Source organism: Bradyrhizobium sp. USDA 3256 (assembly GCF_054058275.1).
Genome location: NZ_JBSSAE010000001.1, coordinates 99585 through 125191, shown reverse-complemented (window position 1 = coordinate 125191; position 25607 = coordinate 99585). Strand labels below are relative to the sequence as shown.

At 64.3% G+C, this 25607-nt stretch carries 22 protein-coding genes and 4 pseudogenes; 6 read left to right on the top strand and 20 right to left on the bottom strand.

Annotation, left to right across the window (positions count from 1 at the left end; all coding sequences use genetic code 11):
• Positions 1–3: 3 nt before the first annotated feature.
• The 6 genes and pseudogenes from ACVWY5_RS00645 to ACVWY5_RS00620 all read right to left on the bottom strand — a co-directional run.
• A pseudogene (locus ACVWY5_RS00645) lies at positions 4–168 on the bottom strand (DUF736 domain-containing protein); the annotation flags it as partial.
• A 172-nt stretch (positions 169–340) separates the two neighbouring features.
• Positions 341–637 carry a DUF736 domain-containing protein gene (locus ACVWY5_RS00640; RefSeq protein ID WP_028337778.1) on the bottom strand — a complete coding sequence of 99 codons (297 nt, stop codon included), beginning with the start codon at positions 635–637 and terminating at the stop codon, positions 341–343.
• A 482-nt stretch (positions 638–1119) separates the two neighbouring features.
• Positions 1120–2127: a tyrosine-type recombinase/integrase gene (locus ACVWY5_RS00635; RefSeq protein ID WP_028338245.1), complete on the bottom strand. Its 1008-nt coding sequence runs from the start codon at positions 2125–2127 to the stop codon at positions 1120–1122.
• Positions 2124–3044, bottom strand: coding sequence for a tyrosine-type recombinase/integrase (locus tag ACVWY5_RS00630; protein ID WP_028338246.1), 921 nt, complete (start codon positions 3042–3044; stop codon positions 2124–2126). Before ACVWY5_RS00630 ends, ACVWY5_RS00635 begins: the two co-directional genes overlap by 4 nt.
• Positions 3038–3628, bottom strand: coding sequence for a tyrosine-type recombinase/integrase (locus ACVWY5_RS00625; RefSeq protein WP_456671622.1), 591 nt, complete (start codon positions 3626–3628; stop codon positions 3038–3040). The genes ACVWY5_RS00630 and ACVWY5_RS00625 overlap by 7 nt, the downstream gene beginning before the upstream one ends.
• A complete protein-coding gene (locus tag ACVWY5_RS00620; protein ID WP_321177251.1) occupies positions 3552–4247 on the bottom strand; it encodes a hypothetical protein in 696 nt (231 codons plus the stop codon). Before ACVWY5_RS00620 ends, ACVWY5_RS00625 begins: the two co-directional genes overlap by 77 nt.
• 504 nt (positions 4248–4751) lie before the next feature.
• Here ACVWY5_RS00620 and ACVWY5_RS00615 point away from each other — a divergent pair.
• Complete coding sequence (locus ACVWY5_RS00615) at positions 4752–5048, top strand: DUF736 domain-containing protein (RefSeq protein WP_028337778.1); 297 nt, start codon at positions 4752–4754, stop codon at positions 5046–5048.
• 150 nt (positions 5049–5198) lie between these two features.
• Here ACVWY5_RS00615 and ACVWY5_RS00610 read toward each other — a convergent pair.
• The 13 genes and pseudogenes from ACVWY5_RS00610 to ACVWY5_RS00550 all read right to left on the bottom strand — a co-directional run.
• Positions 5199–5342 (bottom strand): annotated as a pseudogene (locus ACVWY5_RS00610) (DUF736 family protein); the annotation flags it as partial.
• Between the two features lie 647 nt (positions 5343–5989).
• Positions 5990–6916: a zincin-like metallopeptidase domain-containing protein gene (locus ACVWY5_RS00605; RefSeq protein ID WP_028337780.1), complete on the bottom strand. Its 927-nt coding sequence runs from the start codon at positions 6914–6916 to the stop codon at positions 5990–5992.
• A gap of 289 nt (positions 6917–7205) precedes the next feature.
• A complete protein-coding gene (locus ACVWY5_RS00600) occupies positions 7206–7793 on the bottom strand; it encodes a hypothetical protein (RefSeq protein WP_028337781.1) in 588 nt (195 codons plus the stop codon).
• A 393-nt stretch (positions 7794–8186) separates the two neighbouring features.
• Positions 8187–8513: a hypothetical protein gene (locus ACVWY5_RS00595; protein WP_028337782.1), complete on the bottom strand. Its 327-nt coding sequence runs from the start codon at positions 8511–8513 to the stop codon at positions 8187–8189.
• Positions 8510–8758 (bottom strand): hypothetical protein, encoded by a 249-nt coding sequence (locus tag ACVWY5_RS00590; RefSeq protein ID WP_028337783.1) that lies wholly within the window; start codon positions 8756–8758, stop codon positions 8510–8512. Before ACVWY5_RS00590 ends, ACVWY5_RS00595 begins: the two co-directional genes overlap by 4 nt.
• Before the next feature lie 202 nt (positions 8759–8960).
• The gene (locus ACVWY5_RS00585) at positions 8961–9809 is read right to left on the bottom strand and encodes a DUF7007 domain-containing protein (RefSeq protein WP_028337784.1); all 849 of its coding nucleotides are present in this window, start codon (positions 9807–9809) and stop codon (positions 8961–8963) included.
• Positions 9806–10282: a hypothetical protein gene (locus tag ACVWY5_RS00580; protein WP_028337785.1), complete on the bottom strand. Its 477-nt coding sequence runs from the start codon at positions 10280–10282 to the stop codon at positions 9806–9808. Before ACVWY5_RS00580 ends, ACVWY5_RS00585 begins: the two co-directional genes overlap by 4 nt.
• A 91-nt stretch (positions 10283–10373) precedes the next feature.
• Positions 10374–12050, bottom strand: a complete 1677-nt coding sequence (locus ACVWY5_RS00575; RefSeq protein ID WP_028337786.1) for a ParB/RepB/Spo0J family partition protein — start codon at positions 12048–12050, stop codon at positions 10374–10376.
• A 259-nt stretch (positions 12051–12309) separates the two neighbouring features.
• A pseudogene (locus tag ACVWY5_RS00570) lies at positions 12310–17405 on the bottom strand (Eco57I restriction-modification methylase domain-containing protein).
• A gap of 93 nt (positions 17406–17498) precedes the next feature.
• Positions 17499–17897, bottom strand: coding sequence for a DUF3085 domain-containing protein (locus tag ACVWY5_RS00565; protein WP_028337787.1), 399 nt, complete (start codon positions 17895–17897; stop codon positions 17499–17501).
• Between the two features lie 11 nt (positions 17898–17908).
• A complete protein-coding gene (locus ACVWY5_RS00560; RefSeq protein ID WP_028337788.1) occupies positions 17909–18511 on the bottom strand; it encodes a DUF1419 domain-containing protein in 603 nt (200 codons plus the stop codon).
• Between the two features lie 277 nt (positions 18512–18788).
• Positions 18789–19715 (bottom strand): DUF3991 and toprim domain-containing protein, encoded by a 927-nt coding sequence (locus ACVWY5_RS00555; protein WP_051376382.1) that lies wholly within the window; start codon positions 19713–19715, stop codon positions 18789–18791.
• A 204-nt stretch (positions 19716–19919) separates the two neighbouring features.
• Positions 19920–20096: a hypothetical protein gene (locus tag ACVWY5_RS00550; protein WP_321177159.1), complete on the bottom strand. Its 177-nt coding sequence runs from the start codon at positions 20094–20096 to the stop codon at positions 19920–19922.
• Positions 20097–20904: 808 nt separating this feature from the next.
• On the opposite strand from ACVWY5_RS00550, the pseudogene istA reads away from it, so the two are divergent.
• From istA to ACVWY5_RS00535, 3 genes and pseudogenes are all read left to right on the top strand, one after another.
• Positions 20905–22152 (top strand): annotated as a pseudogene (gene istA, locus ACVWY5_RS00545) (IS21 family transposase).
• Entirely contained in the window at positions 22152–23012 is an 861-nt protein-coding gene (istB, locus tag ACVWY5_RS00540; RefSeq protein ID WP_028337790.1) for an IS21-like element helper ATPase IstB, read from the top strand. Before istA ends, istB begins: the two are co-directional and overlap by 1 nt.
• A gap of 81 nt (positions 23013–23093) precedes the next feature.
• A complete protein-coding gene (locus ACVWY5_RS00535; protein WP_028337791.1) occupies positions 23094–23351 on the top strand; it encodes a WGR domain-containing protein in 258 nt (85 codons plus the stop codon).
• Between the two features lie 78 nt (positions 23352–23429).
• Here the strand turns inward: ACVWY5_RS00535 and ACVWY5_RS00530 are convergent, their stop codons facing one another.
• The gene (locus ACVWY5_RS00530; RefSeq protein WP_028337792.1) at positions 23430–24158 is read right to left on the bottom strand and encodes an autoinducer binding domain-containing protein; all 729 of its coding nucleotides are present in this window, start codon (positions 24156–24158) and stop codon (positions 23430–23432) included.
• Between the two features lie 205 nt (positions 24159–24363).
• On the opposite strand from ACVWY5_RS00530, the gene ACVWY5_RS00525 reads away from it, so the two are divergent.
• Both ACVWY5_RS00525 and ACVWY5_RS00520 read left to right on the top strand, forming a co-directional pair.
• Positions 24364–24999 (top strand): acyl-homoserine-lactone synthase, encoded by a 636-nt coding sequence (locus tag ACVWY5_RS00525; RefSeq protein ID WP_028337793.1) that lies wholly within the window; start codon positions 24364–24366, stop codon positions 24997–24999.
• Between the two features lie 37 nt (positions 25000–25036).
• Entirely contained in the window at positions 25037–25606 is a 570-nt protein-coding gene (locus ACVWY5_RS00520; protein WP_028337794.1) for a lysozyme family protein, read from the top strand.
• Position 25607: the final 1 nt, after the last annotated feature.

The following is a 25607-nucleotide window of genomic DNA, read 5'->3' as shown; positions in this document are numbered from 1 at the left end:
GTTTCAGTCGCGGCTCGGGCGAGACCAGATGAGCGAGTGGCCTTCCTCGCCTTCGATCTCGACCAGCGTCGCGTAGATCGGCGCCGCGAAGCTCGGGTCGTCGAGCTTGACCGAGAGATAGTCGCGGTTCTGCTCCTGGGACTTCTTCTTCCACGCGGCGCCGAACTCGGCCTTATGCGGTGCACCGCATAAGGCGGATTATGCGGAGAGCGGGATTATGCGGAGCGGTGTGCCGTGAACGTCGGTTTTTCGGCGCTTTGTCGACCGCGGTACTCCGCATAATCTCGTGGGGAGGAGCCGCGGCGCCCCGCGCGAGGCGAGGCGCCGCAAGGCTTGCGGGTCAGCGCGACCAAACCAGCGCGTAGCCGTCATCGACCGCGACGAGGTTGGCGTAGATCGCCGCCGGGAAGGATGGGTCGTCGAGCTTCACCGAGTGATAGACGGTGTTGTCCTTGGAGGTCCGCTGCCACGCGGCACCTATCTCGATGTCGCGAGTCATCACGCGCAGGTTCGGAGCCTTCTCGTTGTCCGAGGGTTCGGTCGGAAGCAAGCGGACCTTGATGTTGAGCGAGAGCGTCTTGATGATGCCGGTGAATGAGCCGTCTTCGGCGCGGGTGAAGGTGCCAATCTGAGCCATAGTGATCTCCTGTTGCTGTTTCCAAGCCCGCGATCATCGCGGCCTTGATGGCGATCTTTGAGCGCCGCAACGACCGACCTGCAGCCTTGGCCCGCAGCGTCAGCGGAGGATGGCGGGCTGAGCGATCTTGTTGCCTCGCGAGGAATGCCGCCGCTTGGCGGCAGGGGAAGAAGATCGCGAACGAGCCATTGCGGGTAAAGGTCGGCGAGCCAGCGAGCGTATTGTGGCGCGTGATCCGCCAGCAAAAGGCCGGTATGGACGTGGGCCAAGCAACCTGACAGGAGAGCATCGGCTCACAGGCATCCCACCACCGACGCGACCGCGACACCACAGCAGCAACAGCAGCGCGATCGAGGCATGGCAGTTTGATCATCGACCCCGATCCAACGAAGGCTCGATTGTCGTTCAGACAACGCCGTCATGCCGTTGCGTTGAAGCGGATTCGAGGTATTTCGTCGTGGCGGTAGGCCACCCGACGTCTCTCACCCCGAAGACAGAGATGCGTCCCCCAGCAGCGAGGCGATCAGCGCGTCTGGCGCCTTGAACCGTCCACGGCGCAGCTCGGGCGGAACGACCGCTTCCACCGCCTCGAGCTTTTCGGAAGGATCCATGCGCAGATAAACCTCCGTGGTGCGGATGTCGGCATGTCCGAGCCACAACGCGACCTTTCGGATGTCATGCGTGGCCTGCAACATGATCACAGCGCAGCTATGCCGCAGTTGGTGCGGCGTCACAGAGCGCCCGCGCAAGGATGCGCATTTCTCGGCGGCCATGCGGGTGTGTTTGTCCAGGACGTATTCGAAGCCCGCACGGGTCATCGGTTCATCCTGTGCGTTGACGAAGAGCTCGGGGGCGCGGACTGCGCCTCGGACGCTCAACCAGGCGCGAAGATCACGCGTGGTTTCCTTCCAGAGCGGCAGGCAGCGTTCCTTGCGGCCCTTGCCCCGGATCTTTACGCTCGCGCCATGCTGGAGCGACAGGTTTTCGGTGAGAACGCTAACCAGTTCGGAGACCCGCAAGCCCCCGGCGAAGCAGAGGTGCATCATCGCCCGGTCGCGTACGCCGGTTCGTGTCGCGAGGTCGGGGGCGTTGAGGACCGCGCGGATCTCCTCCATCGTCAGATGGCGGATGAGCTTCTGATCTTGGCGCTTGACCGGGATCGCATGAACCCGGCCGATCTGCTCCAGGGCGGAGGGCACCTTGTGCTCCACATAACGCATGAACGTCTTGATGGCGGCGAGTCGCAGGTTGCGCGTGGCAGCTCCATTCCTGCGCTCCTGTTCGATATGAGCCAAGAAGGCGACGATCAGCGGCGCATCGAGGTCTTCGATCGTCAGCAGTGACGGACGGGTGCCGAGCCGTTTGGCGGCGAAGTCAAACAGCAGCTTGAAGCTGAACGCGTATGTCTCGCAGCTCTGCGGACTGTAGCCCCGCTGGTGGGGCATGTAGTCGCGCAGGAAGCCGGTGATGAGAGGGGCGAACTTCGTCATGCGGCGCTCCCCCCGACCAGCTTTTCCGCCGCCAAGGCGATATCCGCCATCATCTCCGGCGTCGCCTGGAGATACCAGTAGGTGTTCCGGATATCGGCATGGCCGAGATAGGTCGACAGGGCGACGAAGTGCCGGGCAACCGCGCTGCGTTCGGCACCGCATTGTTCCAGAACGCGAGTTGCGAAGGTATGGCGAAGATCATGGATGCGGGGTTGCTGGCTTCGCTCCGGCGGGATCCCCGCTCGTCGCAGGATGCACCGGAACGTGTAGTTCACAGTTGTCGGGCACATCTCTCGGTGCTGGACGGACGGGAACAGCCAGTCGCTCTCGCCGGCGCGTTGGCGACGGACTTCAAGATAACGCTCAAGCGCCTCGATGACCGTCGGATGCAGCGGCACGAGTCGGCTCTTGCGGAACTTGGTCTCGCGGATATGCAGCACACCGCCAGGCTGGACGTCGTTGAGCCTGAGCGCGAGCGCTTCCGACACGCGCAGTCCCGTGGCAGCGATCAACCCGAACAGCATGACGTAGAGCTGGCGCCGCAGGGGATTGGGCTTCTGGCGCCGGAGCCTGCCCGCGGCATCGAGGAGGCGGGCGATCTCGTCCGGTGCGTAGATATAGGGGATGGGTCGCCTTTCCCGGCTTCGTGTAACGTCAGCGCGCGGGATTTCATGCCGAGGATCTTCGGCATGCAGGAAGCGCGCAAACAGGATCAGGTCCGTCAGGCGTCGTTCGCGAGCGCCCGGCGTGCGTGCAACCGTCGCCAACCAGGCCTGAACGGAGGTGGTGCCGATATGCGCTTCGCCCCGCTCGGCGGCGAAGCGCGTGAAGGAACGAAGGTGCCGCGCGGCCTTGACCAGCTTGTAGCCGAGCGTGCGGCGCAGAGAGATGTAGCGATCGGCGTCGTCGCTCAACATGGCAGCCTCCCACCCCAAGGCTGCGCGATCTCCGACAGGAGGCCGATGTCCACCTTGGCATAGAGCGCCGTCACAGATGGCGAGCGGTGCCGGAGCACGGCGCCGACGCCAGCGAGGCTCGCGCCGTTGCGCAACATGGCCGTTGCGGCGGAGTGGCGCAGAACATGGGCGCCGCGATGGGCGCTCTTGATCTCAGCCCGGTCCAGGGCGCGGCGCACGATGCATTTCACCGCGATGCGGCCGAGCGGACGGATAGGTGCCGCATTCGTCAAGAACACCCGTGTCGACGCGTTGCGTGGTCGTGCCCGCTCGACATAGGCAAGGATGGCATCGCCGATCTCCTGGGTCAGCGGTAGGCGCTCTTCGCGCCGGCTTTTGCCGGCAAGACTTATCCGGCCGGTCACCCAGTCGATTTCGTCGAAGGCGAGATTGGCGACTTCGCTTGCCCTCAGCCCCAGCCGGGCAAGGAGCAGGATGACGGCCCGGTCGCGCAGGCGGTCCTCGCCGTCACAAGCGGCAAGAAGGCGATCGAGCTCGCCTTTGTCCGAGGAAGAGTGGTGTCGCCGCCAATTGCCAACTTGCAAAACTCGGAACTGCATGTTCGCGGCCGATCGGGCATTGCCCGATCGCCACGAGATACTTGAGGTAGGCGCGCGTCGCGACGGTGATGCCCTGCGCCCGCCCGCGTCCATGAGGCTTGGCGCGATCGAGCACGAAGCTGCGGATCGCGGCGGCCGTGTAGGCGCTCGGAGCAGTACCGAGCGCCGCCAACAAGTCGACCAGGATCACCTGATAGGTATCGAGCGTGGAGTCCTTGATGCCGCGCTGCTCCCGCATCCAGCGGCGGAAGGCGGCGAGCGTCGGCCAAGTCTCCTCCAGCGACGGTCGTCGCTCTGGCGGAAGGACGCCCAGCTCGCGCAGATGGTCGATGAAGAGAGCGGCCGCGCCCTGCGGTGCGCGCGCCGTCTTGCTACCCCGGAACACCGAGGCCGATGCGGCGAAGCCGGCGGCGAGCGTTTCGATCTCGAAGCCAGCCGCGCGCACCCAATCGCCCCACAAGGCAAGCAAGCGCACCACCTCGGTTATGGTCGCCGGCGAGTAATTCCGCCGTGCAAGCCAATCTCTGAAGCTGTCGGCGTGCGGCTGCAGCCAGTTGATCCGGACATCGACGCTTCGACGATGTCTACGCTTTCGTTTTGTCACTCTGTTTTCCTTCGAGTTACTTGTTCACGCCGGGAAGTCCGGCGCATCGAGCAAACCGAAGGTTGTGACGCTATTCCATGGGATATGCGTTCTTGCTCGCTCGGCAGGAACTCAACGAGTCCCGGGTGGTCGACCCGACACGGTGCCTGTCGTTGGGGCGCGAGCATGGCGGCCGTGACCGCGGGAGGATGATGCACCGGCGGCGCCGAACGTGTCGATGAGGCGCCGATCGCCAGCGCCGTTCTCTGTCGATCATGCCGTCGAAGCTCCCAAGCAGCCTCTCTTTTGGGGCGGGTCTGGCACCGGCCCGGCCTTGGCCTGCAACGGCTCCGCCGACCTTCTTCCCCTGCGGCTGCGCCGCATTCCTCGCGCAGCAACAAGCTCGGCTGCCGCCGTCCTCCGCTAACGCTGCGGTCCTGCGGATGCAGACGTCCGGTCCGTCGCCTCTCGACCGCCATCGAGGCCGCATTGGGCGGTTTCGGGCAACTCTCAGGAGATACGACGATGGCTCAGATTGGCACCTTCACCCGCGCCGAAGACGGCTCATTCACCGGCATCATCAAGACGCTCTCGCTCAACATCAAGGTCCGCTTGCTTCCGACCGAACCCTCGGACAACGAGAAGGCTCCGAACCTGCGCGTGATGACTCGCGACATCGAGATAGGTGCCGCGTGGCAGCGGACCTCCAAGGACAACACCGTCTATCACTCGGTGAAGCTCGACGACCCATCCTTCCCGGCGGCGATCTACGCCAACCTCGTCGCGGTCGATGACGGCTACGCGCTGGTTTGGTCGCGCTGACCCGCAAGCCTTGCGGCGCCTCGCCTCGCGCGGGGCGCCGCGGCTCCTCCCCACGAGATTATGCGGAGTACCGCGGTCGACAAAGCGCCGAAAAACCGACGTTCACGGCACACCGCTCCGCATAATCCCGCTCTCCGCATAATCGATGGTGCCGGCGAAGATGCGGTAGTCCGGGGCTTTGTCCGAGGTGCGGTCGGCCGCGACGATCTTGGCCTTCACGGTACCGAGGGCGAGAGTCTTGACGGTACCCACGAAGCCGTTGCCGTTCACGGTGAAGTTGCCGATGGTAGCCATGTTCGTATCCTCTTCGGTTCTCGGGCCGCGACCACCGCGACCTCGATGGCTGTCGTTGATCGAAGGCGATTGGACCGCACCCGAAGGGCCGGCACGAAGTAGAGGGCGGCCAGGGCGAGGTTTTCTTGTCTCGCGAGGAATGGACGCGCAGCGGCCAGGGGAAGAAAGCCGCGAACGGCCGTTGCGGTTATGGAATCGAGGCGGAGTGCAGCGACGACGGCCTTCGGTTAGACATGCCAAATCGAGGACGCATTGGGCGCGTCAGGCCGACCGCGGGGATATGACTGGTGACAGGCACGCGCACCGCACGACAACGCCAGAGCCACGTTGACCAAGAGACTCGCCCGCGCCCCTGAGGGTTCTTTCGAGGTAGGGCCACCGCGAGTGCGGTGCCGGACGAACGCAATTCGTGATGCACCGCCCTCACGCCGCTGCGGGAAGACGCCCATTGAGGAACAGACGAACATCTCGGGATCCCAGCGGCCCCACGCGGCGAATCCCAGCCGCGCTGGACGAGGTGATGAGGGAAGTGCCTCCGCCTCCGGAAGACGCAAGCGCACGACTGTGCACGCAAGAATGACCTCGCCGCGAGGCGAGGGCCTTGGTGAGCTCATGAAGAGCAAGGGCGAGACGCGACGCGGCCGCACTCATGCCGCCTGGTCGATTTCGGCCGCCTTCGGCTGAAGATCGTGCAAATAGGTAACAGCGCGCTGCGCGTGCGCCGCCGCCGAAAAGATGAAACGCTTGTCGTTGGCCAGCACCTCCAGCCACGACGCAAGGTAACTCACGTGGTCTGCACGCGGCTCGAGCTCGGGCACGATGCCGAGGTCCGCGCTGAGGAAGCAGGCGCCGAGCTCTGCGACAAGCTCCTCGCGGGCGCGCTCGCTGCTGTCTTTCGCGTAGCGGCTGAGATCGCGATTGACGCGGTGCGCCGGCGCGGTCCAGTGCACGCACTCATGCGCGAGCGTGGCCGCATAGCTCTCGGCGTTGTGGAAGGCCTCGAACGGCGGCATCTGGATGAGGTCGAGCGCTGGCATGAAGAAAGCCTTGTCGCCGCCATGCCGGATGGTCGCGCCGGTATTGGCGAAGAACGCGTCCACATGCGCGATGCGCTGCGCCGGCGGCGTGCTCGGAATAGGGCGCGCGTAGTAGTGGTCGGGCAGGCCCTCGATCTGGTCGACGCAGAACACGGTGTAGGCCCGCAGGAACGGCACGGTCCGCTCGACGTCATCGCCGTTGTCGTCCGTCTCGGTCTTGGTGATCTTGTTCGCGTAGACAACCATCGTTCCGCTCTCACCCTTGCGGACGTGGCCGCCGAGCTCGAGAGATTGCTTGAATGTCATCCACATCGGCGACGTGAAGTCGCGCGACAGTGCTTCCGACCAGAGCAGCACAACATTGATCCCCTGGTAGGGCATCCCATTGTGCCGCAGCGGTCGCGTAATGCGCCCAGCCCCCTTGACCGCATTCCACGGCCTGACCCACGGCCGTACGCCGCGCTCCAGGTCCGCGACGATGCGGTCGGTGATGCGCGCGTAGATGTCGGCGCGCGGTTTTCCTTCGTTCCTGCTCATTTCAATGACCTCCGTCTCGGAGGCCGCGCCTGCCGCGGCCCCTCACGGGGTCCGCCGCGGCGGCATCAGGCGCTCGCGCACCCGACCGGGCCGCAGCGCAGCGGAGGACGGCGCAGCCGTTGCGCGGGCGCCGTATCCGCCGCACGGACCACCGACCGGGAGGGGCCGCGCTGGCGCGACATGCCGCTTTTCTCGTTGGCTTGCCGGCAACACGAAAAAGGGCCGGTCTCGCGACCAGCCCGCACAGCGACAACATGTGAAAGGCGGGGCCGAAGCCCCGCCTTGATGTCTATTCGAAAGCAGCCATCTGGGTCGCAGCGGCCTTCTTGGTGACGGTTTCGCCGGCGTGCTCGACCTGCCGCTCGAAGGGCTTCCAGGCCTCGCCGATGACCTTCTCGTAGGCGGCAACGGCACCCTCGGCCGCCATGCGGAGCGCGTGCGCCTGAAGTCCCATGTCGGCCGCGAACTCGCGCTTGCGCTGCGCTTGGCTGTCGAAACCGACGGGACCGTCGAGGTCCTCGTCGCGTACGTCGTTGGCAAGCTTGGCGGTGGCTTCGCGCGCCTCGGTCACGGCCCGGGAGTAGAACTGGCCGGCCCCGTGGGCCGAACCAACGTAGGCGCCTACGATGCGTTGAAGGTGGATTTCCATCGCACGCTCGCTGAGCCCGTCCTTGAGGGCGTCGGCGGTCTCGACCACGAGTCGCTCGTGCAGGTCACGGATGCCGTCGCTATCGAGGACCGCAAGGCCGAAGCTTTCGGAGATGCGCAATGTCTGCGCGGGGTCGGGGCAGGCGAGGCGAACCATTTCGAGCGTCGCGCCGCGGCGGAGCGGAATGACGCGGGCGGTGGCGCGATGGGAGCGGGCGGTCTTGGTCATGATGAGATCCTTTCTCGGTTTCACCTTGGGAAGCGGTCGGGCCCTTGGCCGTTGCTCCCTCGGATGCGGTCGACCAGAACCGGCACTAGCGGGCCGCTTCAGGGGGCGGCGGCTGCCAGGACGAGCATGGGCGGGCCAAAGGCCGAGCGGGCCTTTAGGCCTGCGAAGGACGCGGCCCCCATTGCGAGACTGCGGTTGCCGATCGCTTAGCGACTTGCCCTTGAAGCAGACCGCGGACGGTTTAAACCGCAGCACAAACCGAGGGAGTGACGGCCAACGGGCAGTGCCCTCCGAAACCGCGCGAGGTCGGGGCCAATCCGCTCCTCACTCCACGTCCCCAAACGATCTTTCGCGTACTCCGCTCGCGCGGGGGTTCGTCACGGCCTCCGTCGTTCACCGCCACGCGGGGGAAGGGCGATTGCGCGCCCGAAGCTCGGTGATCGCCGTCTCCTGTCGATCGAGCTTTCGCGTGAGAGCGTCGATCTCGCCGCGACGGGCCAAGGCGAGCTCCGCGACGTGCTGCTGAAACAGCCGCTCATCCGCGTTCGTCCAGCTCGTTGCGATTCGGCCGTGCGGCCGGCGTTTCGCCCGATCGGTAATCGTCATCCGCTCAGCGCGAGCGGCGATCTGGCGCTCGATGACGCCGAGACGGCGCTGCGTCTCGACTTGCGCGGTCTCCATGCGCGCGAGCAGGGGGCGTCGGTCCAGGGGCTCGCTCATCTCAGCGTCCCCGTAGGCCAAAAGGGCAGGGTGGGCTCATCTGTCGCGTCGTCGTGCGGGAGACAGACTGTGGCAATGGAGGAGATGCAGCTGGCAGTCACGCGGTCGACGAACGCCGAATTGGCGCCGGCGTGCTTGCGCATGCCTGGACTAAGGACACCGTCGAGGGTGTCGGCGATGGCGCTCTCGGGATTGTTCCGCGCATGCGCCAGGAGGTCCACGGCGGCGACGAGATACGCCTTCATGACTGGATCTCCTTTATGTCGGTGCCGGCCGGATCTTGGCGCGGCGCGTGCACAGACAGGCGCACGGCGTGTTTCCAGGCGTCGGCGCCGGTGAAATGCCGTCTGAGCCGCGGATGCCAGACGACGAGGACCGGCGTTTCGCCGTCCCGTCAGTGGCCGTGCGCCAGCCGAAGGCTTTGGCAATGAGGCGCCAGGGCATGGGTCACTTCCATCCGACGAAGTCGGAGGGGCCGCCGTAGAGCTGGTGGCGCGCCTCGTCGATCACGAAGCCGAAGCCGCCGACGTGATACTCGTTGGACGGAACGAGGAAGCGGCGTTCCTCAGTTCCAGGCCCGCGTTTCCCGCCGAGCGTGGCGACGGTTTCGACGAAGCCGCTCGCGTGTCTGGATGTGATCGCCGACACGACGATCCAGTCCCGCGCATGCGCCTGCTCGAAGCCGCGGCGATCCTTCTCGCGAGATTCGCCCGGCTGCAGGATTGTGCTGGAGATCGCCTCCCAGGCGTCCGGCCAGCTGTCCTTGATCGTCGTCGCGGCGCAACGACGTTCGAACGCCGTGAAGATATCCGGGAAGGTGATCGCGACAATCGCCCATTCGGCGTCTTCCTCGTACCATCCACACTTTGAGCGCAGCATGTGGTGGATGATGCGGTTTCGCTCAGCCGAGAGCATGAAACCGCCGTGGCCAGCAGTGGAATGCGACGCGACACCCTCGGCGTAGACGGTCGAGCCCTGCGAGATTCCCCAAGGCGTGCGGATGCGCGAATATTGCTCGATCCGGCCAAGCAGCCTGCGCTCGCGTTGATGCTCGGCGTTTTCGAGCACGGCGTTGCGAAACGCCGCCTCATCGACGAGCTCGCCGGAATGTCCGTAGAAGTCGCCGCGCGTCCATTCGCCCATCGGGCGGCTGATGCGCCAGCCCGTCGCGAGAAAATGCCGGCCGTCGCGGGCCGGAAACATGGCGAAAGCCGTCTCGCCGACAAGCGCGACGAGAAGGCCGTCAGCGCTGCGACCAAAAGCGACGCCGTCGGAAGCAGGAGATGACGCGTTCATGCCGCGGTCCTCCCCTCGATGATGTCGGCGCCGACCTCCTCGGCCGTCACTTCTTCCAGCACGGCGTGGGGGTGGCCGTGGCGTGTCAACCACTCCTTCGCATCGGGCTCGTTGGTCGCGAGATAGACGAGCTCGGCGTCGCCGCCGGCGCGGTCGAATACGCGAACCGAGCCGAGGGCCGGGCGTTCGATGATACTGAAGAGGAGCCTCGAATTCAGCGAGAACGTCCGATGGACGCGCACGGCAATGACGCCGCCGGCACCGTAGTCGGCCTCATGCAGAGTGAAACAGGCCGATAGCGAGACATTCCCGACGTCCCGTCCACCCTGTTTGCGGATGAGGCGACCTCTGCTGTTGTTGGTCTGCCACGCGGCGAGCTTCTTCCTGAAGCGCGCCGGTGGCTGCGGCGTTCCGTCCGACCAGGCGACGATCGAGCCGATCGGTGCGTTGTCGATGATGGTGTGCGCGGACATCATGTCCTCCTTGTGTGAGCATGCGTGAAAAAGAAACCGCCGCCGGGGTGACGGGCGGCGGGGGACCGTTCGGAGAAAAAGACGCGTAGAGCTATTCGGCCGCCTCCCTGAATGCCTCGGCTACTTCGTCAGAGAGCTCATCGCCAATGCCGGCTGTCTCCTCTTCAGACCCGTCGTCATCTGCCGTCGTCGCGCTCGACGACAACCATTGCGAAAGCTTCGTGGCATCCGGCGCGAAGCGCGCGGAGGAATGGACGAAGTGTTCCTCCTTGAAGTGCTCGACGAGCGCGGCACGCGTGTCCTTCACGCGCTGGCGCGGCAGGACAGGGGTGTCCTTGCACGATGCCTCAAGGGCGGGGCGCGACAGGCAGGAGAGGAAATCCTCCGTGCCCATGTGCGCAAGGAAGCTATCCGCGCCTACCACTGCGCCGGCGATCCGGGCGACGATGCCGCTATTGGTGCCGTTCTCCCGGCAAGAGAACACGTCGACCAGCATGTTGCGCGCCGCGACACGAAGCGTATCCATGCCGAAGGAGAGCTTGCCGTCGGCGTCGAACAGCACCGCTACGTTCTTCGCCAGGTGGCTGTGGCCGTAATAGGTTCCACCGCCTCCCGTCGTCACGGAGACGTTCTGGCCCGCGAAGGCGAGGACCAGAAGAGCCATCAGCGTGTCGTCCTCGATCGGCGCGCGGCCAAGCGCCTCGCGCAGCGCGTCGGTGCGATAGTCGCCGATCATCTCGACGCCCTTGCGCGTCACGTCAGGACGGGGCTTGGAGATCTCGCCGACGTCGTCCGGAGCGTTGTCCGAACCGGTGGCGCCCTTGTCCTTCGGCTTCTTCGGCGCAGGCATGCGATAGTGCACCGTCTGCACGCGGCCGTCGCGGTCGAGATACATCGCCGTACAGTCGGACTTCGCCGGCTTGCCGTGGACGCGCTCGGCCTTCGGCGGCAGCTTCACCTCGCCGTAGTTGGTGGTCTCGGCGATGATGCCTTTCTTCGGCAGATTGGCCGTCATCCACTCTTGCTGCGCGCCGAGGAAAGCCTCGACGTCCGTCGTGTAGCGGCTGTCCTCGTCGGCGGGCGCGAAGAGATCTTCAACCCAATGAATGCCGTAGGCCTGGGCCAGGTCGTCGCCGAAGCTGGCGTGCCGAGCAAACATCCGGGTCTTCTGCAACGCCTGAGCGACACTCCACCACGAGACCTGCGGATCGGCCTTCGACGGCTTGTGCTTCTTCCAGACCTCCTTCTGCTCGTCGAGCGATGCGGCAGCGATCGTGCGGAGCTGGCGCTCGTCGGGCATGTCGCCCTTGGCCATGTGATCGAGCATTGTTGGCAGCACGTTGGCCAGCAAACGAAGTTTCCTGATTTGACGAACCGGCAGCGCGAGCGCGACGCCGATTGCCTCCTCTGTCCAGGCGAGCGCGACCAGACGCTCAATTGCGCGCCACTGGTCGACCGGGTTCAGCGCTTCGCGGGCGATGTTCTCGACCATCGAGCGCATGGCGCCGTTGTCGTTCGCCGCCTCGTCGACCAACACGTCGATCTCTTCGAGGCCGGCGGCGATCGCCTGCTTCACACGGCGGTGGCCTGCATTGATCAAGTAGCCGTTTCCGCCGCCGATTTCCGGCGTGATAACAGGCGGCTGCACGATGCCGACGGCCTTGATCGTGGCGAGCAGCAGCGCGTCGGCTTGCGGCGTCGACTTGGTCTGGCGCATGCGGTCGGGGTTCTCCTTCAGCGCGCGCGGGTCGACCTTGATGAGTTGCATGGGAATGGATCCTTTTGGGGTTTGCAGACCGGCGACGCCGGTCCTTTCTCGTCTTCTTCCCGAAGACACCCCTGGGCCCCGCGGAGCGGACGGGCCGGTGCAACTGCGGCCGAGCATCCCTGCCCGGCAGGACCAGCAGGGCCAAAGCCCTGCGCAGGACGACGGGCTGGGATCGCGCAGGCGGCGGTTGAGCGATAGCGTCGGCGGCCCGCCCGATCTGCGAACCGGCCTATTTCCTTCCTCGCTCCCCTTCTTTCGTTCAGGCGGCCGTAGCCAGCTGGCCGGCGCTCTCGCCGTCCTCCGCCAAGGCTTTTTCCACCTCAGCAAGCTGCCGGCGCTTTTCGGCAAGCTCGCCAGAGAAGGCGAAGTCCCCGCCATCGCGGGACTCGTAGGAGGAGAGGCGTCGGCGACCCTCAGTGAGGCGCTGGCGGTAGCGCTCCCGCTCGCCCTCGAAGTCGCCCAGCGCGTGCTCGAGGCGGGCGACCGCACCGAGCGGCGTCACCGTCACCGGCAACTCGATCTCGTATTCGGTGCCGGTTCGCAGGAGCATGGTGGTGTAGCGGTAGCCGTCGGGGCCGAAGCGCTCTCCACTGTACGCGACGTCGAAGCCCCCGATCGAAGCAATGACGGTCTCGCCTTCCTGCTGAAGCTGGACCAGCGTCAGTATCTCCTTCATCAATGCGCGCCCAGCGAGCTTGCGTTCCATATGCGGCGCTCCTGTCACGGACATGCTGAACGCATCACCAACGGTCGGTGTGAGGCGCTCGATGTCCTGCCCGATCTCGCCGATCCGGCGGGCCGAGAGCTGGATGTCGCGCTCGGCATCGCGCATCTGTCGCCGCACCGCATGCTGGTCATCGATGTGCGCGGCCCGCAGACGTTCGAGCCGCGCGATGTCGGCCTCGAGGCCAGCCTTCTGCATCAGGCGCGGGTCGCCCGAGGCAATCGCCTTCGCCATGGCGAACTGGTTGGCCTGACTTTCACTCATGTCCTCAAGCCGGCGGATAGAAGTGTCGCCGGAGAGCGCGGCGGCGATAAACCGGGCCTTGCGCTCGTTGTTCTGCCACATCTGCGCATCGAGGCTGCCTTCGGTCGCGTAGGCGAAGATATCGACCTCGTCATGCTGGTTACCCTGCCGCACGATGCGGCCCTCGCGCTGCTCGATCTGCGAGGGCAGCCAGGGCACGTCGAGGTGGTGAAGAGCCTTCAAGCGAAGCTGAGCGTTGACGCCGGTGCCCATCGTGTCGGAGGAGCCGATCAGGAAGCGGACCTTACCGGCGCGCACATCGCCGAACAGCCGCTGCTTCGCCTCTGACTTCTTGTAGTCCTGCATGAAGGCGATTTCGGCCGCCGGCACGCCCATGCGGACGAGCTCATCGCGGATCCAGCGATAGGCGGAGAAGCCGCGGCTCTTCTCGACGCTGATCGTGCCGAGGTCGGAGAAGATCATCTGCGCCGCGCCGGGCAACTCGAAGGGTTTTCCGTCCGTGCGCACGTAGTTGTTCGCGGTCGTCTCGCTCCAGATGCGAAAGGCGTTGCAGACCAGCAGGTTCAGCTTGTTGTCGGCTTCATTGTCGTTGTCCGGGTCCACCAGGCGCAGGTCGATGGCCGCGTGGCGGCCGTCGGTAATGACCGACAGCAGGATGTCGTCGCCGGGCTCCGGTGCGCGGTCGCGCTCCTCGATCGCCTTGATGCGCTCACCGAGCAGGGTCTGGTAGCGCTTGAACGCCGGCGACGGCTTCGCGGTCAGGATCTGCCGTTTTCCGGTCGATATGGCTGGCACCTTCACGTACTGGCGCAGGTCCTCAGGCATCACCACGTCCGCGAAGGAGCGGAACATGGCGATCAGCTCCGGCACGTTGACGAAGGTGGCAAAGCGCGTGACCGGCTTGTATTTCCCCGAGGGCTGGAGCTCGAGCTCGGTCGTGACATCGCCGAACGTGCTCGCCCAGGCGTCGAACTCATGCAGCCCGCGTTCCGATAGCGCGGCATGTCCGAGATAGCGCTGCACGGAAAACATCTCGCCGAGCGTGTTGGTGATCGGCGTACCGGAAGCGAGCACCAGCGCACGGCCCGGGTTCTTCGTCCCGATGAAGCGCGACTTGACGTAGAGGTCCCAGGCGCGCTGCGAACCGTTGGGGTCGACGCCCTTCAGCGTCGACATGTTGGTGGCGAAGGAGAGCTTCCTGAACTCCTGCGCCTCATCGACGATGATCTGGTCGACGCCGATCTCGGAGATGGTCAGAAGGTCGTCCTTGCGGGTTGCGAGCGATTCTAGCCGTTCCTGTAAGCCCTCCTTCAAGCGCTCGAGGCGCTTGCGCGAGACGCGGTCGTCGCTCTCCACCTTCATCAGGAGCTGCTCGTAGAGCTCGAGTTCGTCCTGGATCATCTGCTGCTCGAAGGCCGCGGGCACGCTGATGAAGCGGAACGCCGAATGGGTGATAATGATCGCGTCCCAGGTCGCTGTCGCGGCGCGCGACAGGAAGCGGAGCCGCTTGTCTTTGGCGAAGTTGGTTTCGTCGGCGACCAGGATGCGCGCATTCGGATAGAGCGCGAGGAACTCGCGGGCGGCCTGCGCCAGGCAGTGGCCGGGCACGACGAGCATCGCCTTGGCGACGAGGCCGAGCCTGCGCTGCTCCATGATTGCGGCGGCCATCGTCATAGTCTTGCCGGCGCCGACGGCGTGGGCGAGGTAGGTCGAGCCCGCGGCGATGATGCGCCAGATACCGCGCTTCTGATGCCCATATAGTACAAAGGCGCCAGAGGCGCCGGGTAACTTCAGGTGCGAGCCGTCGAACGCTCTGGGCGCGATGTTGTTGAAGCGGTCGTTGTAGACGCGCGCCAGCCGGCCGGTGCGATCGGGGTCGGACCAAATCCAGCGCTGGAAGGCATCCTTGATCTTCTGCAGCTTGGTCTTTGCTGCTTCCGTGTCGACGACGTTGAGCACGCGCCGCTCGCTGTCGCCGTCCTTGATCGTGTCGAAGATCTGCGGAACGCGGCTGTTCAGTGCATCGGCGAGCAACTCGCCCGCGTGCCGGCGGGCCGTGCCCCATTCCGACGTGCCGGCCGCCATCCATCCGAGCTGTCGGGCTTCCACGGTCCACGACGCCAGTTCCGGCATGTGATGGATCCTGATCTCGGCGTCCATCGTCTCCTTGCCGAAGGCGACGATGTCGGTCGCCGGAATCCAGGGCGCGCCGAGACGCGCCGTGATGTCGGAGGGCTTGAGGTCGGCGGGCTGCACGGCTTGCAGCGCCGTGACATTGCGTTCGTAGGACGCATCGAGCGCAGCCGCGGCCTCCGCAGCCCTCAGCTTGTCACGGACGGGCCCGGAGAGGTAGGAGTCGGCCGTCTGCCACGAGCCGTCCGCAGGATCGCGGAAGACCGCGCTGCCGAGTTCGGCGACGACGTCGTCGCATTCGCAGTGCAGCAGCTCGGCGACGTGGTCGATGTCGGCATGCCCGCGCTCGTTGAGCACGACGGCCAACGCATCGGCCGCGCTGCCGATGAGGGCGCAGCCGGCGGCGCGATCACCCGCTCGGTGAAGATCGGACCGGGCTTCGCGGTGTTGGTCTCGAGGTCGTAGTCCTCGATCGAGGCGACGAGCCAGCAGTCGGGGTCATCGAGGAAGGGCTGGATGTTCGGCCGGCGATGCGTCTCGCGCACCTCGCTGGTCTCTTCGTCTTCCGTCATGGAAACGGTCGTGAAGTTGATTGGGCCGAAGTCGCGGACGAAGTTCGACCAGGCGATGCGCAGCCTGACCTGCGCGTCCTTCCACGGCTGGTCGAGCTCCTGCGCCTTCAACACCTCACGCACCGCATCGCGGATAGGGATCAGCTTCCTGATGATCCGGACGTGCTTTTCCGGAACGCCATCGGCGCTGCGGCCCCTACGGGCCTTCACGGCGGTAGGCTGGCCGTCGAGGACCTGCATCAGGCCGTGTGCCTCATCGAAGAAATAGCTTCCCTCGCCCACGTGCCGATCGGACGGCAGATCTAGGACGCTCTGATCATCCGCATCCTCTAGATGGAGCTCAATCACATCGGGCTCGCCGTCGTAGCGGTCTTCGGGAAGGAGACCGACTACGGCCGCCAGCGCCGCTTCGAGATCCTCGCCTTCGTGCGGCTGGCATGTATAGCTCTCGCCGAAGGGACCAGAGGCGAGAGCGTGCGTGCCGAGCACAAACGCCGGGTGCTTCGCGAACCAACGGTTCACGCGGATCGCGCTCTCGTCTTCTGTCGCAGGCCGCCCCTCGTCGAGGTCAAGCCAAGAAGGATCGCCCTCCGCTTCGCCGATCTTGCGCTTGCGAAAGAACAGGATGTCGACGACGACATCGGTGCCGGCGCGGGCGCGCAAGCTGCTTTCGGGCAGCCGGATCGCCGAGACTAGGTCAGCCGACTTCGCGATGTGCTCGCGCGCCGACGCGTCGGCCTTGTCCATCGTGCCCGAGCTGGTGACGAAGGCGGCCAGCGCCCCCGGTTTCAGGAGGTCGATCGCACGCGTAATGAAATAATCGTGCAACCGCAGCCCCATGGACCGATATGCGCGGTCGGACCGCATGGTGCGGTCAGAGAACGGCGGATTGCCGATGACGAGATCAAAGTTCCCAGGCAATTCGGTGCGCGCGAAGTCTCCGGTCACGATCCGCGCCCGCGGCTGCAACAGGCGCGCGATGCGCGCCGTAACGGGATCCAGCACGATACCGGTGACGTGCGAGACCTCCCGAAGTCCTTCCGGCATCAGCGCGGGAAACAGCCCGGTGCCGATGCCGGGCTCGAGCACGCGGCCGCCGCGCCAGCCGAGGCGCCGCAGGCCTGCCCAGATCGCGCGGACGATGAACTCGGGCGTGAAGTGCGCATACTGGGTGCAGCGCGCGAGCGAAGCGTGGTCGAGATCGCCGACGGCATCCTCCAGCTCGGCTCCGATCGCCTCCCAGCCCTTGCGGAATTCCGCCTCACCCGGGCGCCGGAACACGAAGTTGGCAAGATCGGAGGCTCCGAAACCGATGAAGCGGATCAGTTGCTTCTGCTCTTCGACAGTCGCCGCACGCCCATCGGCCTCGATCGCCGCGGCGAGCCGGATCGCCACGATGTTGTCGCGGGCGCGGTCCTTCCATCCCTTGGCCAGGGCGCGCTCGCCCGCGAGATGGAAGTTCGTCCCGCGCTCTCGAGGAGAGGATGAAGCAGAGCGCGCGATCGCCGCGATCGGAAGCGCCGGAGCCGGCGTCGACGGATCTGGATCCTCGCTGTCGTCCAGGTCGTCGGTGATGCCGCCGGCGAAGGCCGTGACGCCGAGGCCAGAGGAAAGGGCGGAACTGTTGAAGAGGTCGAGGGTGAAGGGATCGTCTTGAGCCATTGGAAATTGTCCTTGAGATGAGGGCACGTGCCGTCGTCCCGCCAAGCTGCCTCGGCGGGTGCGGGTGGTCGCAGTGAATAGGGATGGGAGGCGCTAGCGGATGATGAGCGACAGCGAGATGTCTGTCTCGCTCAGCTGCACCCGCAGATGGGTGTATCGAAAATCACGATTGATGAGCGGGATGAACCGCTCGGCCTCGATGAACTCGATGCTGTCATCGCCGCCGAAATGGCGTCGCTTGTAGTCGAACCAGTCCGGATTGCCGACCGGATGGCATTCCTCGGAATAGACCACGAGCGGTCGATCGCCGTCACCGAGCTTGCCGTTCGACATGATGTAAACGCCGTTGTCACCCACAAGCCAGAGCCCGGGCTTCTCGCCTTTACCCGGTTTTTGGCCGTAGTAGGGATTGCGGAACCCGCCGTTGGCGGCGGCGTCGGACTTTCCGCGTTCGATAACCCTGCGGACGGCGGGGATGGGGAATGTGAACATTGCGCTCTCCCTCACGCCGCGATCGCGTCGGGCAGGTAGCGCAGGTGCACCGGCAGCTTCGCTGAAATCTCCGCCTCGGTGAGCTCGTCGAGCAGCTTCAGCACAGTGCCGCGCTGACCGCCGTAGAGCAGCACGGTGCGCTTGCCACATAGATGATGGGCCCATCGCTCGCCAGCGTAGCCGCAGTAATCGTCGTGCGTACTCGACCAGATGTGCTCAAGCCGCTCTTCGCGCGTCATCGCCATCACGGGCCGCGATTCTCGTTCGAGGATCGCTGTGCGCATCCGGTCGGGTGACGAGCGCTCCGAGAGATTGCAATAGCCGTGCAAGTGACGGACGCGACGGCCGATCGTCAACGTGAAGAAGACGCTGGTGACGCTGCCCGTGAGGAATTCGCGCATCGCGAACATCCCGCCGCGCATCCAAAGCGGTGGAAGGACGTCCAGCATGTAGTCGTATTCGCCTGGCCCGATCTCAAACCATTCACCCGAAAACAGCGCGGTCGCGTCGACTTCGGGGCGATTCGGCCGCTGCGCGTGGCGATCGAACATGCGGAACATCTGCCGGCGGTCGGCGATGCCTTGGTAGACCTTGCGGATCGGAGAGGGAATCATGGGAGGGCTCCTTCAGCCTCGTCAGACTGAAGCGCGGCTCACCCCTTTGGCTCGCCATCTTCTTCAGCCCTTGACCCCTTCTTCGCGGCCGCCTCTCCGGTCCGGAGGGTCAAGGGCCGCGTAGCGGGCGAAGCCTCCCTTGACGCGCCGACCGGACATGCGGCACGTCATTTCTCCTTTCTGATTTCCCGCTTCTCTCTCGCGCTTTTCCGTCCGCTCGGTCCGTTTGCTCGTCCTCGCGCGACACACGACCGAGTTCTCCCGGACATCATGGTAATCATTGATTAGCCGCAAGCAGCCCATAGACCGTTCCGGCGCGCAGGCCTCTTAGATCTTCGTTCCAATCAACGGCTTGCGGTCGTGATCGCGTACATTCAATGCCAGTTTCGCCAGCAATCCCGCGAATTCGCTCGGCGTAGACGTCGCCTTGCCGATTGTTGTCGGTCGCAGCCACAAGCCGAACGTTCGCACGCTCAGCCAAACAGCGGATGGCTTGCTCCGTGGCCGGCGACCAGCCGCCACCGGTGCTGACATATAGCGTGTGGGAGCGCTGGAGCTCGATCGCCGCCAGGCTCATGGCATCGATTGCAGCCTCGGTGATGCAAATCCGCTCGGCGCCCGTCGGCCCGAAACGAAAAAGTTCTTTGGTCCCGGCGGTAGCGAAACCGCGCCAGTGCGGACCACGCTCCTCCCAACCAATGATGCGGCCGGCGAGATCGTCATGTGCCGCCCACATGCTGCCTTGCGGACCCTCCCGCAGGCGGCCTTGAGCAACCGCAGTGGCGACAATGGTGTCGGGAATGCCGCGCTGTTCGGCGAGATAGTTCCAGGTCGCCGAGCCAGGCCTCGGCGGTCGGCGGCGGGCCCATCGGCTGACGATGGATGCTGTTGCCGCCAGTTTGGGTACTCGCTTCCAGACCGGCGCGGTCACAACGAAGCCGACAAGCGCAGCGACGCGATCGCAGGCTTCAGGGAATCCGCTCGCGCCAAGGTGCTCTGCGAGATCGAAGACATCCCCTTTGGCAGGCGACAACGGATCGAACCAGCCGCGTCCTTCGTGGATGACAATGACGATTTCGGCACCGCGCCGGTATTTGAGCGCTCGCCGGGTACTCTCCTTCAAGTCGATTTTCCACCCCTCGTTCTCGAGTACGGCGGCGCAAGCCACCTTGCTGCGCAACTCCTCAATGTCCTTCTTTTCCATGTTTTCGCTCCGAGCGCGCTCAACGCATCACCCGGTCCCTTCTTCAGTTTCTTCTGATCCGCAAATTTCGGAACGAAACTGGCCGGCCGCGGAGCCTTGCCGGAGGCAAGGGCGCGTTGACCAGCTGTCCAATGTGGCAGGTCAGGCCGCGGCGAAGCCTCCCTTGCCGCCGGCATGGCGCCAGCGGCACACCGGTTACCCGGCTCAATGAGCCGGGGACCACGGGTCGTACTCATGCACGATGGCATCCTCTTCGCCGTCGTATTCGCTGGAAACCATGACGCCGAATTCGTCGTCGATCTGGAAGAGAACAACTGGGACCATCAGGCTGCGGGCGAGATCGAAAGCGTGATCCTGAGCGAGCGTGAGATTCTGTGACATTGCGCGGCTCCCGTTTGCGACGGGGACCGTCCCCACTCGACAGGCGCCGATGTGTTCGGGAGCGGCTGCGGTCACCTCGCAGGCGAGGCCGAAGAGGTCGCACGCTTGCGTAGCGAACCCCTCGCGGGTTGATCGTGGAAGGCCGCACCAGAACCAAGGAAAGCCCATTCGAGAGCGGGGTCGGTCCTTCACCGGGAGCATGTGTGCCGAAATGCACATGGTTCCGCCTGCGGATGCAGTCCGGTCTGATTGACTGCGAGAACAACGCCGTGGTTTTGTCCGGAGCCCACTCGATTTGGCCGCCTGGCGGCTGCTCCGCGAAGTCTCCGCTGCCGTTCGATGTCCTCGAGACCAAAGGCGTCGCTTGCGCTTCAGGCCCGACGCTTATACGCGGCGTTCCGATAGACTCGGCAGTTGGCTTGTTCCGGGACTCGGGCCGCTTCGCGTCAGGGATGGCAGCCCGTAAGGGGGAAGACCCGCTCGCGGGGCTTCAGCGTAGCCAACAGCCCGGCCTGCAGGCGACGCCCGTTGTCTTCGCAGCCAGAGGCGCACAACAGCCCATAGATCTTCCGAGATCGATCACTGAACACCTCAATGGCTTTCATCACCCGTAGTAAACTTCTGAATCGAAAGGCTTGACCGATTCGATAAATTAATTGGACGGTGGTTTCGACTGTCGCGCGCCATGGAAAACTGCCCCCTCGGCGTCATGAGGAATTGCCCCCTCCTCGGATAGCTGAGGAGAGAGCGAATCAACGAGGAACGAATCACTAGAGGCTCGCCGTGGAGTGATCCACGGGGGCAGGTGATGAAGACGCCGGATGACGTGGCGGAGATGTTGCGCCTGAGGGCGTGCGGGTGGGGTCTGAAGCGGATTGGGCGCCAGCTAGGCTGCTGCCATCACACGGTGAAGGACTACGTGGCGGCGGGCGGGGTGAAGCCGTTCAAGTCGCCTGAGCGGCCGAAGCGGCTCGACGGCCTTGAGGGTTGGCTGCGCGAGAGGTTCATTCGCCATCGCGGTAATGCTGACGTGGTTCGCCAGGATCTGTTGGCCGAGAAAGGCGTGGAGGTGAGCCGACGAACGCTGCAACGCGCCGTGCAGCGCTATCGCCAGGCGCTGAAGGCGGAGGCGCTGGCGACAACGAGGTTCGAGACGCCCCCTGGCCGACAGCTGCAGATCGACTTCGGGGAGCGTCTGGTCGAGATCGCAGGGTGAAGGTCAAAGCATTCGTGTTTGTGGCAACGCTCGGGCATTCGCGACGGCTGCATGTGCGTGCGTTCCGGGCGGAGAAGCAAGAGCACTGGTTCGCCGGGCTCGAGAGCGCATTTACGACCTTCGGCGGCGTGCCGGAGGAAGTGCTGATGGACAATCCACGCGCGCTCGTCGTGCGTCACGACGCGGTGAGCCGGTCGGTTCAGTTCAACGACAAACTCATCGCGTTTGCGAAGCATTGGGGCTTCCGTCCACGCGCCTGCGCGCCATATCGGGCACGCACGAAGGGCAACGGAGAATGGCGTCGGCTACGTGAAGAAGAACGCGATCGCGGGGCATTCCTTCGTAAGTTGGGAGGCATTCGAGGCGCATCTCGCCAAGTGGGAGCGTGAGGTGGCGAACGTGCGTATCCACGGCACGACCGGCGAGGCGCCGATGGTTCGCTTCATACGCGACGAGGCACACCGGTTGAAACCGCTCGGCGGGCAGCCCTCGTTCGGATCATTGCGCGAACTAACCCGGGTCGTCGGCAACGATTGCGCCATCGAGATCGACACGAACAGTTACTCGGTGCCGTGGCGCCTAATTGGTGAGCGCGTGGCGGTAACGGTCGCGGCCGGCGAGGTGCGGATCCGCCATGGATTGCACCAGGTGGCGGTCCACAAGCAATCGGAAGGGCGCCGGCTGCGGATCGTCGATCCCGCCCATCTCGATGGTGTTGCCGGGCGGAATGGCGCGGTTCGCCGGCCGGAGATTGCGGCGGCGGTGCCGGGGTCGTCTCCACCGCCTTCGTTGTTGCGTCCTCTTGCCGAATATGAAGCCGTGATCGGGGGAAGCTTCTGATGACGCGCGCAAAGAAGGCAACCGAAGTACCGACTGATCCCCTTGATGCCATGCTGGCGCGATTGCAGCTCTCCGGCATCCGCGATCAGCTCGATAGCTTGCTCGACGAGGCGGCGCGCGCAAACCTGTCGGCGCGTGAGACGCTAATCCTGCTGTGCGAACGTGAGATTGCGCGCAAGGATCATCGCCGCATCGACATGGCGCTGAAGCTTGCACACTTCCCGGCCGTGAAGGAGCTTGCGGGCTTCGACTTCGAGGCGCAGCCGTCGATCGATCCGAAGCAGATCCGCGACCTGGCCGCGTCACGTTGGATCGCCAACGGAGAGAACGTGCTGCTGCTCGGCCCGCCGGGCGTCGGTAAGACGCACTTGTCGATCGCGCTCGGGCGAGAGGCAATCCTGGCCGGGTATACGGTGCAGTTCACCACGGCGACGACGCTGGTCGCTGGCCTTGCCAAGGCGCATGGCGATCGGCGCCTGGACGAGAAACTACTCGCGCTGTCGAAGCCAAAGCTACTGATCGTCGACGAGCTCGGCTATCTGCCGCTGGAACCCGACGCGGCCCATCTGTTCTTCCAACTGGTCAGCCGACGCTACGAAACTGGTGCCATGCTGATCACGTCGAACCGCAGCGTTGCCGAATGGGGTACCGTGTTCGCCGATCCGGTGGTCGCCACCGCGATCCTCGACCGGCTCCTGCACCACAGCTACGTGTTGACTATCCGCGGCGACAGCTACCGGCTCCGCGCCAAACGGAAGAGCGGCCTCATCAAGCCGCCGCCCGTCGGTGACGGCCCTCCGGTCGGCTCCGCCTCCCTCCGTCCCGTCACCGGCGGAAGCAACCTTCAACCAAGATCATAACCCGATGGTGGGGGCAGTTCTTCATGACGCAAAGGGGGCAGTTCCGGATGGCGTTTGACACGACAGTTGCGATTCTTACGCATGTCCGAACTCACGGTGCCATACCTCGTGCTCCAACGGTGCGATCCGGCCTGTAATATGGCCAGGTTCTATGTCCTCACGATCGAACCGACTCTGTTCGGTGATACGGCGTTGGTGCGCGAATGGGGGCGTCTCGGCCAACGCGGCCGCCGGCGGATGGATCTGTTTGCGGGGAGGGTCCAGGCCGTCGAAGCACTCGAGACTTGGCTCGTCCGCAAAAAGCGCCGTGGTTATGTTCCAAAGAACCCCGCGCCTTGAATGCGACGGCCTGACCTAGCATCCTGCTTGAACCGTTGATCTCGGAACTACTTAAAAGCCGGACAGCTGTCTTTCGCATTACGGGAGCAATCCCTGCCGAAACGCGAGCGCCACAGCGTGCGGGAGGGTCAATGCAGCAAGATTGCGCCTAGCGTTGTCTAGATGAAACTTCACACCCCGCGAGCTAACGCCAAGGAGCTGGGCAATATCCTGCATCGTCTTGCCATCGGAGATCCAGGCGAGACACTGCCGCTCGCGTTGAGTCAGAGGGCAAACGATCTCGCCTGCTGCCGAGGTGCGTCCGATCCTGGCACTCACATGCGCATGATAGGTGAGACCCACCATTTCCAGCATCTCTTGCGAGGCCTCAATGAAACGATCAAGTCCCAGGCTGCGCTCGTCGACCGCCAGCGTAAACGCCGCAAACTGGTTTTGGCTCGAGGGAATGCGAACCGTCAGGCCGGTCCTGATCTTGAAACTGAGTGCATCGTCAAACAGACGGCGCTCTTTCGGCGATCTTGCGCTTCGCGCCTCACGGCCATCCCATAGGAATACTCGGCTTGTATTTCGCGGCTCCTGAAGAACGGGATCGATGTTGTGATAACCCTCCCGAAAATAGTAGCTAGTCCAGCTCTTTGGATAGGATGAGATCAGATTGGGGCCATTTGCCCGCTGACCAAAATAAGCGAACCATCGGAACCCCAAAGCATGCGCGGCTCGTTCCGCAACACGTCGAAAATCGTCTTCTGTTTGGGCAGTGTGAAGACAATCGACAAATTCATCGCATGCTCTTTTGACATCTTTCATTGCGCCACTTCAGTCGTTTCTTAAGTCCCCACAACGCGAAAGTTCTGGCGATTCGCGTTCCACGTGCAGGCATTTATTGCGACGTTGCGGCAGCTTTGCGGCAAGAACGATTCCAAACTCTCCCTGTCAGAACTGACAGCGCAATGGCGTGACCGTGGCTGCTTTCTTGATCTCGAAGCTGTGATTCTTAAGTTTGAGGTTAAGAATGAAAGTCATCGTGCGTAGCCGAGCGGCACTCCTGCACGACTCCGAACTAACGCTCGAAATGCATCGGCTCCGTGGGCGCGTATTCAAGGATCGGCTCGACTGGGACGTCTCTGTTTCCAACGGATTGGAGATCGACCAGTACGACACCTTCAAGCCCACTTATCTCCTCGTGCTGGAGCAGACTGACGTCGTGGGCTGTGTTCGCTTGTTGCCGACCACCGGGCGCAACATGCTCGCCGATACGTTCCCGGTGTTGCTGGCTGGCCACCCAGCGCCGAAAGCGACCACGGTTTGGGAAAGCTCGCGCTTTTGCGTTGACACCAAGAGTGCAGCAGCAACAGCAGAGAACGGTCTGCGCAAAGCCACGTTCCTGCTGTTTGCAGCTATGATCGAATGGGGACAGCAGCACAATCTGCATGCCATTGCAACGGTTACCGATCTGCGCATGGAACGCATCCTGCGTCGCGCCGGATGGCATCTCGATCGCCTCGGTTTGCCTCGCCAAATCGGGGCGACCAAAGCCGTCGCCGGTTTGTTGCCGATCAGCGACGAGGCTCTCGGTGCGATCCGAGCGGCCGGGCAGATTTCAGGGTGTGCAATTGACGCGCCATCAAGCTTGGCGATCGCCGCCTAGCACTGAACTCCTCAACTCCCCGAAAAAGGCTCTCACTATGGATCCCGCTGCATTCGCGGCTCTGATCGAACGATGCGCCCCGACCGCAATGGCTCGGCCGCTGACGGCCATCGTGCGGCAGGCGAGCTCATTCGAGCCGCTGCTCATCACGATTGAAGGGCGCAAACCGATTCCGATACAGGCGACCGATCGTGACGAAGCCATCCAACTCGCAACCGAGGCCATCGCTAGTGGCCAGCAGGTCCGAACCGGTCTCGCCCAACTTGATGCTGAGGAGACAAAGAAGGCCGGTCTGACGGCTGCAACCACCTTCGATGCGTGCCAGCACATTGCTGGCCTTGGCAGATTATTCGAGGCGCGCCTGCAAGCTGCGAGCATGAAAAGCGCCGATCGCCACCAGGCGATTGACAAGGTCGTCGCGAGCTTTGCGTCCAAAGCTCCGAGCCGAGCCTCCGAGCCTGGCATCCAGTCGATGGCAACCATTGGCCGCGACCGCCCCACCGGCGATACGACAATCAATCCACCCGCAGCCTCTGCCAGTGAGCATCCGCGCTGGGATGTCTATCGCTCGGGCCTAGGCACGTCAGCCTTCGTCTACGAACGATGAG

Bases quoted from the DNA above. Each gene is read 5' to 3' on its own strand.
- ACVWY5_RS00640 (WP_028337778.1), bottom strand. From the start codon at position 637: ATGGCTCAGATTGGCACCTTCACCCGCGCCGAAGACGGCTCATTCACC.
- ACVWY5_RS00635 (WP_028338245.1), bottom strand. From the start codon at position 2,127: ATGACGAAGTTCGCCCCTCTCATCACCGGCTTCCTGCGCGACTACATG.
- ACVWY5_RS00630 (WP_028338246.1), bottom strand. From the start codon at position 3,044: ATGTTGAGCGACGACGCCGATCGCTACATCTCTCTGCGCCGCACGCTC.
- ACVWY5_RS00615 (WP_028337778.1), top strand. From the start codon at position 4,752: ATGGCTCAGATTGGCACCTTCACCCGCGCCGAAGACGGCTCATTCACC.
- ACVWY5_RS00605 (WP_028337780.1), bottom strand. From the start codon at position 6,916: ATGAGCAGGAACGAAGGAAAACCGCGCGCCGACATCTACGCGCGCATC.
- ACVWY5_RS00600 (WP_028337781.1), bottom strand. From the start codon at position 7,793: ATGACCAAGACCGCCCGCTCCCATCGCGCCACCGCCCGCGTCATTCCG.
- ACVWY5_RS00595 (WP_028337782.1), bottom strand. From the start codon at position 8,513: ATGAGCGAGCCCCTGGACCGACGCCCCCTGCTCGCGCGCATGGAGACC.
- ACVWY5_RS00590 (WP_028337783.1), bottom strand. From the start codon at position 8,758: ATGAAGGCGTATCTCGTCGCCGCCGTGGACCTCCTGGCGCATGCGCGG.
- ACVWY5_RS00585 (WP_028337784.1), bottom strand. From the start codon at position 9,809: ATGAACGCGTCATCTCCTGCTTCCGACGGCGTCGCTTTTGGTCGCAGC.
- ACVWY5_RS00580 (WP_028337785.1), bottom strand. From the start codon at position 10,282: ATGTCCGCGCACACCATCATCGACAACGCACCGATCGGCTCGATCGTC.
- ACVWY5_RS00575 (WP_028337786.1), bottom strand. From the start codon at position 12,050: ATGCAACTCATCAAGGTCGACCCGCGCGCGCTGAAGGAGAACCCCGAC.
- ACVWY5_RS00565 (WP_028337787.1), bottom strand. From the start codon at position 17,897: ATGTTCACATTCCCCATCCCCGCCGTCCGCAGGGTTATCGAACGCGGA.
- ACVWY5_RS00560 (WP_028337788.1), bottom strand. From the start codon at position 18,511: ATGATTCCCTCTCCGATCCGCAAGGTCTACCAAGGCATCGCCGACCGC.
- ACVWY5_RS00555 (WP_051376382.1), bottom strand. From the start codon at position 19,715: ATGGAAAAGAAGGACATTGAGGAGTTGCGCAGCAAGGTGGCTTGCGCC.
- ACVWY5_RS00550 (WP_321177159.1), bottom strand. From the start codon at position 20,096: ATGTCACAGAATCTCACGCTCGCTCAGGATCACGCTTTCGATCTCGCC.
- istB (WP_028337790.1), top strand. From the start codon at position 22,152: ATGACGCGCGCAAAGAAGGCAACCGAAGTACCGACTGATCCCCTTGAT.
- ACVWY5_RS00535 (WP_028337791.1), top strand. From the start codon at position 23,094: ATGTCCGAACTCACGGTGCCATACCTCGTGCTCCAACGGTGCGATCCG.
- ACVWY5_RS00530 (WP_028337792.1), bottom strand. From the start codon at position 24,158: ATGAAAGATGTCAAAAGAGCATGCGATGAATTTGTCGATTGTCTTCAC.
- ACVWY5_RS00525 (WP_028337793.1), top strand. From the start codon at position 24,364: ATGAAAGTCATCGTGCGTAGCCGAGCGGCACTCCTGCACGACTCCGAA.
- ACVWY5_RS00520 (WP_028337794.1), top strand. From the start codon at position 25,037: ATGGATCCCGCTGCATTCGCGGCTCTGATCGAACGATGCGCCCCGACC.